Annotated in this window: 11 protein-coding genes; 4 read left to right on the forward strand and 7 right to left on the reverse strand. The window is 75.2% G+C overall.

Going from position 1 to position 12885, the window contains the following annotated elements; genetic code table 11:
- Window positions 1-139: 139 nt before the first annotated feature.
- Window positions 140-1714 (forward strand): LLM class flavin-dependent oxidoreductase, encoded by a 1575-nt coding sequence (locus DER29_RS18190; protein ID WP_121398415.1) that lies wholly within the window; start codon window positions 140-142, stop codon window positions 1712-1714.
- Between the two features lie 41 nt (window positions 1715-1755).
- Entirely contained in the window at window positions 1756-2187 is a 432-nt protein-coding gene (locus DER29_RS18195) for an archease (protein ID WP_121398416.1), read from the forward strand.
- A gap of 63 nt (window positions 2188-2250) precedes the next feature.
- Here DER29_RS18195 and DER29_RS18200 read toward each other — a convergent pair whose 3' ends face one another.
- The 3 genes from DER29_RS18200 to DER29_RS18210 all read right to left on the reverse strand — a co-directional run bounded on the left by DER29_RS18200 (window position 2251) and on the right by DER29_RS18210 (window position 5852).
- The gene (locus DER29_RS18200; RefSeq protein WP_121398417.1) at window positions 2251-3669 is read right to left on the reverse strand and encodes an RtcB family protein; all 1419 of its coding nucleotides are present in this window, start codon (window positions 3667-3669) and stop codon (window positions 2251-2253) included.
- A gap of 28 nt (window positions 3670-3697) precedes the next feature.
- Window positions 3698-4312 (reverse strand): GNAT family N-acetyltransferase, encoded by a 615-nt coding sequence (locus tag DER29_RS18205; protein ID WP_121398418.1) that lies wholly within the window; start codon window positions 4310-4312, stop codon window positions 3698-3700.
- Between the two features lie 184 nt (window positions 4313-4496).
- Window positions 4497-5852 (reverse strand): sodium:proton antiporter, encoded by a 1356-nt coding sequence (locus DER29_RS18210; protein ID WP_233600079.1) that lies wholly within the window; start codon window positions 5850-5852, stop codon window positions 4497-4499.
- A 197-nt stretch (window positions 5853-6049) separates the two neighbouring features.
- Between DER29_RS18210 and DER29_RS18215 the strand changes: the two genes are divergently transcribed.
- Together DER29_RS18215 and DER29_RS18220 are read left to right on the forward strand one after the other, a co-directional pair.
- Window positions 6050-6934 (forward strand): ABC transporter ATP-binding protein, encoded by an 885-nt coding sequence (locus DER29_RS18215; RefSeq protein WP_199729345.1) that lies wholly within the window; start codon window positions 6050-6052, stop codon window positions 6932-6934.
- Window positions 6931-8556 carry a polyketide antibiotic transporter gene (locus DER29_RS18220; RefSeq protein ID WP_121398419.1) on the forward strand — a complete coding sequence of 542 codons (1626 nt, stop codon included), beginning with the start codon at window positions 6931-6933 and terminating at the stop codon, window positions 8554-8556. The genes DER29_RS18215 and DER29_RS18220 overlap by 4 nt, the downstream gene beginning before the upstream one ends.
- A 165-nt stretch (window positions 8557-8721) precedes the next feature.
- Here DER29_RS18220 and DER29_RS18225 read toward each other — a convergent pair whose 3' ends face one another.
- The 4 genes from DER29_RS18225 to DER29_RS18240 are packed head-to-tail and all read right to left on the reverse strand — an operon-like array spanning window position 8722 to window position 12873.
- Window positions 8722-9591: a carbohydrate ABC transporter permease gene (locus tag DER29_RS18225; RefSeq protein ID WP_121399313.1), complete on the reverse strand. Its 870-nt coding sequence runs from the start codon at window positions 9589-9591 to the stop codon at window positions 8722-8724.
- A gap of 38 nt (window positions 9592-9629) precedes the next feature.
- Complete coding sequence (locus tag DER29_RS18230) at window positions 9630-10673, reverse strand: ABC transporter ATP-binding protein (RefSeq protein WP_121398420.1); 1044 nt, start codon at window positions 10671-10673, stop codon at window positions 9630-9632.
- Complete coding sequence (locus DER29_RS18235; protein WP_121398421.1) at window positions 10670-11992, reverse strand: sugar ABC transporter substrate-binding protein; 1323 nt, start codon at window positions 11990-11992, stop codon at window positions 10670-10672. The genes DER29_RS18230 and DER29_RS18235 overlap by 4 nt, the downstream gene beginning before the upstream one ends.
- 26 nt (window positions 11993-12018) lie before the next feature.
- Complete coding sequence (locus DER29_RS18240; protein WP_121398422.1) at window positions 12019-12873, reverse strand: carbohydrate ABC transporter permease; 855 nt, start codon at window positions 12871-12873, stop codon at window positions 12019-12021.
- Window positions 12874-12885 lie beyond the last annotated feature (12 nt).

Here is a 12885-nt window from a genome sequence, read left to right on the forward strand (position 1 = left end):
GCGCCCGGAGTGCCCGGCGGCGGGCGGCACGGGCCGCGCGGAGCGCGGTGCCGGCCGGCGTTCCCGGCCCGATTCGCCGGACGGCTCAGGGACCGCCCCGAGCCGCGTGAGAGGCTGCGGGGCGGAAGGGAGTACCGACATGGGCGACTACGGCCATCCGCTGGCCTTCGGGGCGTTCCTGACACCCGGCAACGCCGAGCCGGGGCGGGTGGTGGGCCTCGCCGTGCTGGCCGAGCAGGTCGGGTTCGACCTGGTCACCTTCCAGGACCACCCGTACCAGCCCGCGTTCCTCGACACGTGGACGCTGATGAGCTTCGTGGCCGCCCGGACCGGCACGGTGCGGCTGGCCGCCAACGTGACCAACCTGCCGCTGCGCCCGCCGGCCGTCCTGGCCCGCAGTGTGGCGAGTCTCGACCTGCTCAGCGGTGGCCGGGTGGAGCTCGGCCTGGGCGCCGGCGCGTTCTGGGAGGCCATCGAGGCGATGGGCGGGCGCCGGCTCTCCCCCGGGCAGGGCGTGCGGGCCCTCGCCGAGGCGATCGACGTCGTCCGCCAGGTCTGGGACGTCGAGGCGCGCGGCGGCGTCCGGGTCGACGGCGAGTTCCACCGGGTGCTCGGCGCGAAGCGGGGCCCCGCCCCCGCCCACGACGTGGGCATCTGGCTCGGCGCGTACAAGCCGCGGATGCTGGCCTTGACCGGCAGTCGGGCCGACGGGTGGCTGCCGTCGCTGGGCTACCTGCAACCCGGCGACCTCGGCAGGGGCAACACGATCATCGACGACTCCGCCCGGGAGGCCGGCCGCGACCCGGCCGACGTGCGCCGCCTGCTCAACGTCACCGGCCGCTTCGCCCCCGTCGGCCGGGGACCGCTCGACGGCCCCGCCGAGCAGTGGGCCGAGGAGCTGGCGGACCTGGCGCTCAGCGACGGGATCAGCACCTTCATCCTGGGCAGCGACGATCCCGAGGACCTGCGGCGCTTCGCCGCCGAGGTCGCCCCCGCCGTACGCGAACTCGTGGCCGGCGAGCGCGCGGCCGGCACCCCGCCCGCCGCGGCCCCGGCGGCGCCCGGGCCGGCCCCGGCGGAGGCGCCGGCCGTTCCCCGCCCGCCCGCCGGCGCCGGATCCTTCGCCGTCGTCCCGACGCCCGACGACGGCGTGCGCCGCAGCGCGATCCGGGTCTGGGACGAGACCACGCGGCCCACCGGCCCCACGCCGGACCCGGCACGCACCTACACCCCGCACGACCAGGCCGGCGCCCAGCACCTGATCGACGTGCACGACGGGTTGCGCGCCGAGCTGACCCGGCTGTACGACCTGGTGGAGCAGGTGGGCGCCGGGCTGCTCGACGCGGGCACGGCCCGCTCGCACATCAACACGATGACCATCCGGCAGAACAAGTGGACCCTGGGCACGTACTGCGAGTCGTACTGCCGGGTGGTCACCACCCACCACACGCTGGAGGACCGGGGCATCTTCCCGCACCTGCGCGGGGGCGACGCCCGCCTCGCCCCGGTGCTGGACCGGCTGGAGCAGGAGCACCACGCGATCCACGACGTGCTGGAGCGGGTGGACCGGGCGCTGGTCGCGTTCGTCTCCGTCGCCGACGGGATGGCCGAGCTCCGCGCGGCGGTCGACCTGCTCAGCGACACGCTGCTGTCCCACCTCGCGTACGAGGAACGCGAGCTCGTCGAGCCGATCGCCCGGCTCGGGCTGAACTGAACCGGCCGTCGCGCGGCGCCCGCGTGGCGGAGGATCGGGGCATGCAGCGACGACCCGGGCGGGGGCACCGCCGCCTGCCGCACACCGCCGACGTCCGCATCGAGGCGTGGGCGCCGAGCCGGGAGGAGTGCGTCGCCGAGGCGGTCGCCGCGCTGGTCGACACGTTCGTCGACCCCGCCGGGGCGCGGCCGGGTCCGCAGCGGGAGTTCCGCGCGCCGCCCGGCGACGACGACGCGGACCTGCTGGTGGGCGTACTCGACGAGGTGATCTTCCGGATGGAGACGGCGGGTGAGCTGCCGCTGCGCACCGACGTGGCCGACGACGGCGCCGGCGGCCTGGTGGTGCGCTGGCGCACGGCGGACACCGACGCCGTCGAGCTGGTCGGCGCGGTGCCGAAGGCCGTCTCCCTGCACGCGCTGCGCTTCGGCCCCGACGTCGAGGGCTGGTGCTGCGCGGTGACGCTGGACGTGTGAGCCGCCCGCTCGGCCCCGCACCACGCCGCCTGCCGCTCAGCCCTGCACCACGCCGCGTGCCGCTCAGCCCTTCACCACGCCGAGCGGGACCAGCCGGGCCACCTTCCGGCAGAGCCCGGCGCCCTCGGCGGCCGCCACCACCGCCGAGACGTCCTTGTACGCCGTCGGCATCTCCTCGGCCAGACCGCGCCGGGACGCCCCGCGCACCGCGATCTCCTGCGCCTCCAACTGGGCACGCGGGTCCAGCCCGCGCTCCGACCTCACGGCCTGCTTGCGGCTCTGCACCCGGCCGGCCCCGTGGCAGGTGGACGCGAAGGCCGGCGACCCCGGCACGCCGGTGAGCACGTACGAGCCGGTGCCCATGGAGCCGGGGATCAGCACCGGCTGGCCCACGTCCCGCAGGTCGCCGGGCAGGTCGTCGTGGCCGGGCGGCAGCGCGCGCGTGGCCCCCTTGCGGTGTACGCACAGCGCGCGCCGCGCGCCGTCGACGCCGTGCGTCTCGATCTTCGCGAGGTTGTGCGAGATGTCGTAGACCAGGTCGAGCCGGCTGCCGGTGACCCGGGCGAAGACCTTCCGGGCGGCGTCGGTCAGCAGTTGCCGGTTGGCCCGGGCGTAGTTGGCGGCGGCGGCCATCGCGCCCAGGTAGGCGCGGCCCTCGTCGGAGGTGACCGGGGCGCAGGCGAGCTGGCGGTCCGGCACCTCGATGCCGTGGCGGGCCATCACCTTCTCCATCTTCCGCACGTAGTCGGTGCAGATCTGGTGGCCCAGCCCCCGGGAGCCGCAGTGGATCATCACGCAGACCTGGCCGGGGCGCAGCCCGAAGGCGGTGGCGGCGGTGTCGTCGTACACCTCCTCGACGGCCTGCACCTCCAGGAAGTGGTTGCCGGAGCCGAGGCTGCCGACCTGGCGCGCGCCGCGCTCGATCGCCCGCTCGCTGACCCGCGCCGGATCGGCGTCACCGACGGCGCCGGCGTCCTCGCAGCGGTACAGGTCCCGCTCGACGCCGAAGCCGCGCTCCACCGCGTAGCGGGAGCCGCCGCGCAGCACCGCGTCGAGTTCCGCGCGCGTCGACAGCTGCCACACCGCGCCCTTGCCCATGCCGCGCGGGGTCGCCTCGCCCAGCCCGTCCATCAGCGCGTCCAGTCGGGGCCGCAGCCCGTCGCGGTCGAGGTCGGCGGCGAGCAGCCGGACGCCGCAGGAGATGTCGAAGCCCACCCCGCCGGGCGAGACCACGCCGCCGTTCGCGACGTCGGTGGCGGCCACCCCGCCGATCGGGAACCCGTAGCCCCAGTGCACGTCGGGCATGGCGTACGAGGCGTCGACGATGCCGGGCAGCGTGGCGACGTTCGCGACCTGCTCCAGCGACCTGTCCTCCCCGGCGTCGGGCAGCAGGGACCGGGACGCGAAGACCACCCCCGGCACCCGCATCGGGTCGTGCCGGTCGATCCGGAAGCGGTACGGCGACTCCTCGACCAGCTCCATTCCCGGCGGCTACCCGGGCGGGCCGCCCTTACACCCGCTCGCCGGCGGCCGGCCGCCGCATCGCCCAGACGTCGGGTCCGCCGTCGGGCACCCGGGCCTGGCCGGTGACCGCGAAGCCCAGCCGCCGGTAGAACCGCACGTTCGGCTCCGACGAGGTCTCCAACACGGCGGGCAGGCCGGCGCGGTCGGCCTCGGCCAGGCCGGGCCGCAGCACCCGGGCGCCCAGCCCCCGGCCCTGGTCGGTCCGGCGCACGCCGACGGTGGCGAGCAGGAACGCCGGCTCGGCCGACCGCAGCGAGGCGCAGGCCGCGTCGGCGGCGTGCAGCGCCGACTGCCGGTCGCCGGCCAACTCGGCGTTGCGCGCCGCGACACCGGCCCAGGCCTCATCCGGCACCGGCCGGTCCGGGCGCAGCCAGACCGCCACCGCCGCCGGCCGGCCGTCGGCGTCCACCGCCGCCCAGACGTCGCCGTAGGGCAGCCCGACGGCGGCGACGGTGCCGGCGAACATCGCCCCCAACCGCTCCCGGTGCCGGTCGGCCGCCACCGTCCAGGCCATCCAGGGGTACCCGTTGAAGGCGTCGGCGAGCACGTCGGCCGCCTCGGCGGTCGACTCCGGCCCGATCCGGCGTACCTCGAACTCCATGCCGTCCCTCCCCACGCTCCTCGGCCGGCGACCCGGCACGCGGTGCGTGATCATGCCACGGTACCCGCGCCGGCGTCCCCGGAATATCGGGTCGGGCCGGCCCACCCGGTCGACGGCCACGGTCTGGGCCGGACCGGTGTCGCCGCAGGCGGCGAACCGGGTGGCGGCGCGGCGGGCACGGTCACTACTCCTGTCCGGTCCTCGCCGGATCTGCTCCCGACCCGTCCTCGGTCCCCGGCCGCTCCGCGGGCGTGGACCGGCTGGCGGCTGCCGGGCGGTCGGCCCGACGTGAAGGCGGAGCCACCGATCGCCGGGCCCGGTGGATCCGGTGCAGCACCCCGTGCCAGGCCGGCGCCTCGCGGGCGTCGTCGAAGGCCCGGGCGATCACGACGTCGGTGGAGGAGTGCGCCAGGATCGAGATGACGATCGTCAGGGCGACCAGGTGGAACACCTCGTCGCCGGCCGCGATGCCGGACTCGAGCACCAGCAGCCCGTAGACCACGGAGGCGAAGCCCTTCGGCCCGAACCACATGGCGGCGGCCTGCTCCCGCAGGCCCAGTCCCGAGCGCAGGAACGAGATCCACAACGCGACCGGCCGAGCCACCACGATTGCCAGCACGGCGAAGACCCAGCCGGTCCAGGAGATCTCGCCGAGGAACTCCACCGAGATCAGCGCCCCGAACACCAGCAGTGCGGCCAGCTTCAGCAGCTCCGCCACGTTCTCCCCGAAGTGCTCGAACGCCGCCCGCTGCCGCGGCCCGAAGGTGGCCACGGTGATCCCGGCGGCGAACGCCGCCAGGAACAGGTTGCCGTGGGTGGCCTTGCCCAGCGCCAGCACCAGCAGGCCGATCGCCATCCCGTTCAACGGGGCGTACGCCGTCGACGCGGCGAACCAGCGGGTCCGCTCCAACGCGATCGCCAACAGCGGCACCAGCACCCCGATCAGCAGACCTACCGCCAGTTCGGTGCCCAACTCCCACAGGTGCAGGTCGTCCGAGCCGGCCGCGACCGCCAGGAGGACCACCACGAACGGCAGGGCCAGGCCGTCGTTGACGCCGGACTCCACGTTCAGCAGGTGCCGCAGCCGCGCCGGGACCTTGTCGTTGCCGACCAGTGCGGCGGCGAAGACCGGATCGGTCGGGGCGAGGATGGCCCCGACCAGCAGCGCCTCCGGCCAGTCCAGACCGGCCACGTAGTGCGCCAGCACCGCCGTCACCAGCAGGGTCAGCGGCAGACCCCAACCCAACGCCCGACCGGGCAACCGCCACGCCGAGCGCAGGTCGGCCCAGCCCACCCGCATCCCGTCGGTGAACAGCACCGCGAACAACGCCAGCTCCGCCAACTGGGCCACGATCGGCGAGTCGGCCCGCAGATGCAGCACACCCCCGGTGTCCTCGCCCAACAGGAAGCCGGCGACCAGGAACAGCGCCGCCGTGGAGAGGATGGTGCGGTGGGCCAGCGCCGACACGAGCACGGCAGCCAGCAGGACAGCGGCGAAGCACAGCAGCAGCACAGGGAGACCTTCCGGGGCGCGGACCATCACGGTGCCGACCAGACTTCCCGGCGCTCCACAGATCCCGGCGATCATACCGACAGCCGGCGCGGCGACGCACCGGCCGCTTCGCCGGCGCCGGGCGAACGGGCACTTCCCCGGCGTGACGCGGCGCAGTACGGTGAGGACGGTGCGCCGGGAAGCCTGGTCGGCAGTCGTGACACGTCGTCGACCGGAGGAATCCTGTGGCCACACCCGCGGTTCGCACGCAGCACCTGAGCAAGCGCTACGGGAAGGTGCTCGCCCTCGACGGGCTGGAGCTGACCGTGCCGGCCGGCGAGGTGTTCGGGTTCCTTGGCCCGAACGGCGCCGGGAAGTCCACCACGATCCGGCTGCTGCTGGGCCTGGCCCGGCCCACCACCGGCCGGGCGTGGATCTTCGACACCGACGCCGGCGACGTCGCCGCCCATCGCCTGCTGGCCTACGTCCCGGCCGACGTGGCGCTGTGGCCGCAGCTCACCGGCGCGGAGACCCTCGAGCTGCTCGCCGCCACGGGACCCGGCGTCGACCGCGCCTACCGCGACGAACTCGTGGAGCGGTTCGCCCTCGACCTGTCCAAACCGGCCCGCACCTACTCGACCGGCAACCGGCAGAAGATCGCGCTCGTCGCCGCGTTCGCCACGCGCGCGCCGTTGCTGGTCCTCGACGAGCCGACGAGCGGGCTGGACCCGTTGATGGAGCGGGAGTTCCGCCGTGCCGTCGCGGTCGCCCGCGACCGCGGCCAGACCACGTTCCTCTGCTCGCACCAACTGGCGGAGGTCGAAGCGATCTGCGACCGGGTGGCGATCCTGCGCGCCGGCCGGCTCGTCGACGTCGCCACCGTCGACGAGCTGCGCCGCCTGCACCGTACCGAGGTGACCGCCCGGTTCACCGGCCCCGTACCCGACCTGTCCGGTGCGGCCGGAGTCGACATCGTCGCGCAGGACGGCGGGACGCTCAGCTTCTCCCTGACCGGGCCACCCGCACCGGCGCTACGCGCCCTCGCCGCCGCCGACGTCACCGCCCTCACCGTCCGGGAGCCGAGCCTGGAGGAGATCTTCCTCGACTACTACGGCGAGACCGCCCGATGACCGCCGCCCTGCCAATGGCCGGCCGCACCGCGGACACCGCCGCCCGGCGGGCGGTCACCCGCCTGGCCGTACGCCAGGTACGCCGGGGCGCACTCGTCGTGCTCGCCGTGACCGTCGGCATGTCGACGCTGGTCGCCGCCACCCACGCCAGGACCGTCGGGGACGCTCTCGACGCGGGCGCGCTCGCCGTCCTGGCCCGCAACCCGGCGATCCGGACCCTGTTCGGCGAGCCGGTCGCCCTCGAGACCGCCGGCGGTTTCACCGTCTGGCGGACCGGCACCATACTCGCCGTCCTGCTGTCGGTGTGGGGGCTGCTCGCGACCACCCGCATCACCCGCGGCGAGGAGGCGGCGGGCCGGTGGGACCTCCTGCTCGCCGGCCGGCTGGGCCCGGCCGCGGTGCTCGGCCGGCACCTCGCGGTGCTGGCGGTCGCGGCGGCCCTGACCGCGGCCACGCTCACCGCGGCGCTCGTCGCGGTCGGCACCCCCGCCCGCGGAGCGGCCCTGCACGCCGCCGGGCTGGCGCTGGTCGTCACGGTGGCCGTCGCGGCGGCCGCCCTCGCCGCCCAGGTCTTCCCCACCCGGGCCACGGCGACCGGGGCCACGCTGGCGTTTCTCGGCGTCGGGCTGCTCGCCCGAATGGTCGGTGACGGCGTCGCCTCGCTCGGCTGGCTGCGCTGGCTGCCTCCGTACGGGCCACTGGCCCTGACCCGCCCCTACCGGGACGACCGGGTGTCCCCCCTGATCGTGCTGGCGTTCGCCACGGTCGTCCTCTCCGCCGCCGCGCTCACCCTGGCGCGCCGGCGGGACGTCCGCGACGGACTGCTCTCCCCCGCCGCTGGCCGGCCGCCCCGTCTGCGGCTGCTCGGCTCGGTGGAGGCCTTCGCCGTCCGGCGGATGCTGCGGCCGCTCGCCGGCTGGTCGGCGGGCGTGGGCGCGTACTTTCTGTTGATCGGCGTGCTCACGGTGTCCCTGACCGACTTCCTCGGCGACAACCCCCGCTTCGCCGATCTCGCCGCACGGGCGGGCTTCGCCGGTCTCGACTCCGCCCGCGGGTACGCCGCCACCCTGTTCGCGCTGCTCGCCGTGCCGGTCGGCGCCTTCGCCGCCGTCCGCGTCGCCGCCTTCGCCGCCGCGGAGACCGACGGGCGTCTGACCCTTCTCAACGCCGGCATGGTCCCGCGCGCCCGGCTGCTCAGCGCGGAGGTCGGCACCACCGCGGTCGGCGCGGCGGTGCTGGTCACCGTCGCCGGCGCGGCGACGTGGCTCGGCGCGGTCGTGGTCGGCGCGGATCTGCCGCTGGGCGCGGCGTTTGCCGGCACCTGGAACGTCCTTCCGGTGGCGCTGCTCAACCTCGGGGTCGCGGTCCTCGTCCTCGGCCGGACGCCACACGGGGTGGCGGTCGTGGGCATGGTGCCGGCGGCCGGAGGTTTCCTCCTCAAGGTCATCGCCGACAGCACCGGGGCCGCGAGCTGGGTGAGTTGGCTCTCGCCGTACACCCACCTCGCGGACGTGCCCCAGGCGACGCCGGACTGGCCCGCCACGGCCGTCATGGTCGGTCTCGCGGGCGCGGCCCTGGCCGTCGGCACGTTCGGTTACCGGCGACGGGACGTGATGGTCTAACCCGCGGGGAGGATGCGACGCCGGCGATCGTCCGCAGCACGGCCGCCGCGACCGCCGGCCGTGGTGGTGATGTCGTCAAGGTGGCAGCGACCGGGAGCATCCCGGTTCCACCGGGGCGGCGTCAGGGCGGACGGCCCCCGTCGACGGCTACGGTCCCGGGCGAGGTCACACCCGGTAGAAGCCCCGGTAGCGACGGATGAGCCGCCACTGCACCACCACCGCCGCCACGGTCAGCAGGATCATCACCAGGGTCGCGGCGGCGGCGTAGCCGTAGCGCAGGTACTCGAAGCCGGTGCGGTAGACGAACAGCGACAGGTAGGTGGTGGCGTACGGGGGTGGGCCGCCGTCGGTCACCACGAAGGCCGGCACGAAGGAGAAGTGCAGGCTCTGGATGGCGTCGCGCACCGCCAGCAGCCCGAGCACGGGCGCCATCAGCGGCAGCGTGACCCGGCGGAACACGTCCCAGCCGGTGGCGTCCTCGATCGCCGCCATCTCGTAGACGTCGCGGGGCAGCGCGCGGCGGGCGGCCAGCAGCACCACGAAGGTCTCCCCGACGGTGAACAGGCTCATCAGAATGATCGCCGCGCGGGCGTCGGTCGGGTCGGTGAGCCACTGCGGCGGGGTGCGTCCCAGCGCGGTCAGCCCGTTCTCCCCGCCCGTGCGCAGCAGCTGGTTGATCGGGCCGTAGAGCGGGTTGAGCAGCCAGAGCCAGAGCAGCCCGTAGGCGATCTCCGGCACCGCGGTCGGCAGCACCGCCGCGGTGCGGGCGCCGCCGACGCCGACCGCGCGGCGGTGCAGCAGCAGCGCCAGGCCGAGCGCGAAGAGCACCCGCAGCGGTACGGCCACCAGCGCGAAGACCAGCGAGTTGGTCAGCGACACCCGGAACACCGGGTCGGCCAGCAGCGCCGCGAAGTTGTCCAGCCCCACCCAGCGCGGCGGGCGCAGCAGGTCGTACTCGGTGAAGGCCAGCGCCAGGGTGACTGCGGCGGGCAGCAGCACCAGCCCGACCAGCCCGACCAGGTACGGCGTCAGCATCAGCGCCAACTGCCGGCGCGAGCGGCGGTCCGTGCCCGTCACGGGGCGTACCGGCGCCCGGAGCCGGCGTGGAAGACGTGCACCTCGGCCCAGCGCACGCCGACGCGTACCGCCGCGCCCCTTCCGGGCCGGCGGGCGGCGGGCACCCGGGCGACGACGGGGTGCCCGCCGGCGAGCCTCAGGTACGCGTACGCGTCCTCGCCGACCACCTCGACCCGGTCGACGGTGGCCGCCGCGCCGTCGACCGCGTCCAGGACGACCGCCTCGGGCCGGAATCCGATCTCCAGCTCGCCCGCCCCGGCCGGGTCGACGGGCGCGGTGCCGCCGGGCGTGAGCGGCCCCCCGGCGGGCAGCAGGTTCATCGCCGGGGAGCCGACGAAGCGGGCGACGAAGGTGGTGGCCGGGGTGCGCCAGATCTCGTCGGGGGTGCCGACCTGCTCGATGCGCCCGTCGCGCAGCACGGCGATCCGGTCGGCGAGCACCAGCGCCTCGGTCTGGTCGTGGGTGACGTGCACCATCGTCGCGCCCAGCCGGTCGTGCAGGGCCCGCAGCTCGGCGCGCATCTGCACCCGCAGCGCCTGGTCGAGGTTGGACAGCGGCTCGTCGAGCAGGAACACGTCCGGCTCGCGCACCAGAGCCCGGGCCAGCGCCACCCGCTGCCGTTCGCCGCCGGAGAGCTGGCCGGGCCGGCGGTCCAGCAGGGCGGCGCAGCCGACGGTCTCGGCCGCCGCGCGGGCCCGATCCCGGGCCACCGCGCGGGGTGTGTCGCGTACCTCCAGGCCGAACGCGATGTTCTCCGCGACGCTCAGGTGCGGGAAGAGCGCGTACGACTGGAAGACCATCGACACGTTGCGCCGGCCCGGGCGCTCGGCGGTGACGTCGCGGCCGGCGATGCGGATCCGGCCGGCGGTGACCGGCTCCAGGCCGGCGACGACCCGCAGCACTGTCGACTTGCCCGCCCCCGACGGGCCGAGCACCACCAGCAGCTCGCCCCGGGCGGCGGTCAGGTCCACCTCGTGCAGCACCGTCGACCCCCGGTACGCGGCCGAGACGCCGGCCAGGGCCAGGCCCGGATCGCTCACCCGTGCTCCCCGCGGGCGAAGATCGGCCGGGTCTGCCGGTCGAGCTCGCGGACGACGTCGTCGAGCCGGTCGCCCCGGTGCATGGCGTTCTCCAGGATGCCGTAGGTGACGTCCTCGATCTCCGGCCAGGTGGAGACGGTCGGCAGCGCCCGGACGGTGGGGATCGCGTCGAGGAAGACCTTCGCGCTGCGTGGCGGCTGGGCGGGACCGAGGAACGCCGGCGACCGCGACACCCCGATGTGCGACGGGACGGTACGTCCGGTGGCGGCGATGATCCGCTGGCCCTCCTCGGCGATGGCGAACTCCAGGAACCGCCACGCGGCGTCCTTGTGCTTCGCGCCCCGGGTCATGCAGTACGCGTCGGAGTGCAGCACCCCGACCTGCTCCTTGTAGACGGGCAGCGGGGCGACGTCCCACTCGAATCCGGTGATCGAGCGGAACGTGGTGGTGGAGCGGCGGGAACTCATCAGCATGGCGAGCCGGCCGTTGGCGAAGCGGGACTCGTCGTCCTCGGCCTCCACCTCCTCGTCGGTGGGCACCACCCCGTACGCCAGCCGCAGGTCGACCAGGTTCTTCAGCGCCTCCCGGGCGGCCGGGGTGTCCAGGGTCAGCCGGGTCGGCCTCGCCGGGTCGTCGACGATCTCGGCGCCACCCGACCAGACGAACGGGGCGAGCCGGATGATCGACGGCTCGACGCCGAGGCCGTGCACGGCCGGCCGCAGCGCCGCGCCCTCGCTCTCGGTGGCCTTGACCACCACGCCACGGGAGTCGCGGGTCATCGCGGTCGCGGTGGCGACCAGGTCGTTCCACGTCCAGCCGGCCCTCGGCTCGGGCACGCCGTACTTCGTGAACAGGGTGCGGTTGTAGTAGACGGCCAGGCTGGAGACGTTCTGCGGCAGGCAGAGCTGCCGGCCCTGCCAGCGGAACGCGTTCCAGGCCACCGGGTAGTAGTCGGCCGGGTCGACGGCCTCGGAGGCGGCCAGCCGGTCGTCCAGCGGCTCGATGACGTCCTTGGCGGCGAACTGGCCGTAGAAGCGGTAGTTCATCAGGAACAGATCCGGCGGGGCGCCGCCGGCCACCGAGGTGGCGAGCCGGGCCAGCAGGTCCTTGCGGTCGCTGGCCTCGACGAGCTGCACGTCGGCGCCGGGACGCGCCTTCTCGTACGCCTCGACGAGGGTGCGGTAGGCGGCGAGTTCCTCGGGGGCGCCGAAGACCAGCAGCCGCACCGGCCCGTCGGCGGACGACCCGGAGCCGGCGCCGCACCCGGCGGCGGCCAGCACGGCGGTGAGCAGCAGCGCGAGCAGCGCCTTCGGTCGCATCGTCGGTTCCGTTGCCGGTCGCATCGTCAGTCCCGTCCCGTCGGGTCGTCGTGGTGGAGGAAGCGCCGCTGGGCGAGCACGAAGACGGCCAGCGCCGGCACCGTGGCCAGCACCGCCCCGGCCAGGAACACCGGGAAGTTCGTCGGGTCCAGCACCGACAGGGAGCGCAGCGCCAGCGGCAGGGTGAACAGGTTGCGGTCGTAGACGTAGACCAGCGGGTCGAGGAAGTTCGACCAGGTGAGCACGAAGGTCAGCGCGGTGAGGCCAGCGGTGACCGGGCGCACCAGCGGCAGGGCGACCCGCCACCAGGTGCGCAGCGGCGACAGGTCCGCCACCAGGCAGGCGTCGTAGAGGTCGGTCGGCAGCGCCCGGAACGCCAGGTGGTAGACCAGGACGTAGAGCGGTGAGGTGCCCAGCAACGCCGGGGCCACCAGCGGCACCAGGGTGTCGGTCAGGCCGAGCGTCCGGAAGATCGCGAAGCGGGGCACGAGCAGCGCCGTGGCCGGCACCATCAGCGCGACCAGGGAGGCCGCCACGACGACGCCGGTGACGCGCGGGGCGATCCGGGTCAGCGCGAAGCCCGCCAGGGAGGCGACGAGCACGCTCAGCGGCACGGCGACGACCGCGACCAGGACCGAGTTGAGCGAGGCGCGCAGCAGCCCGCCCAGCTCGACGGCCTCCCGGTAGCCCGTGGTGGACACCGGCTCCGGCACGAGCTGCGGGGTGGGCGGCGGCGGCAGGCCCGGCTCGGTGAGCGAACCGGAGACCAGCAGCAGCAGCGGCGGGACGAAGACGAGCAGGACGAAGGCCGCGCCGAGCGTGCGCCAGGCGCGGCCGGCCGCCTCGGGCAGCGGTGAGGGGCCGCGTGCGCGGCCCCTCACCGTGTCGTTGCC

Origin of the sequence: Micromonospora sp. M71_S20 (assembly GCF_003664255.1) — a bacterium.
In the GTDB taxonomy this organism is placed as follows: domain Bacteria; phylum Actinomycetota; class Actinomycetes; order Mycobacteriales; family Micromonosporaceae; genus Micromonospora.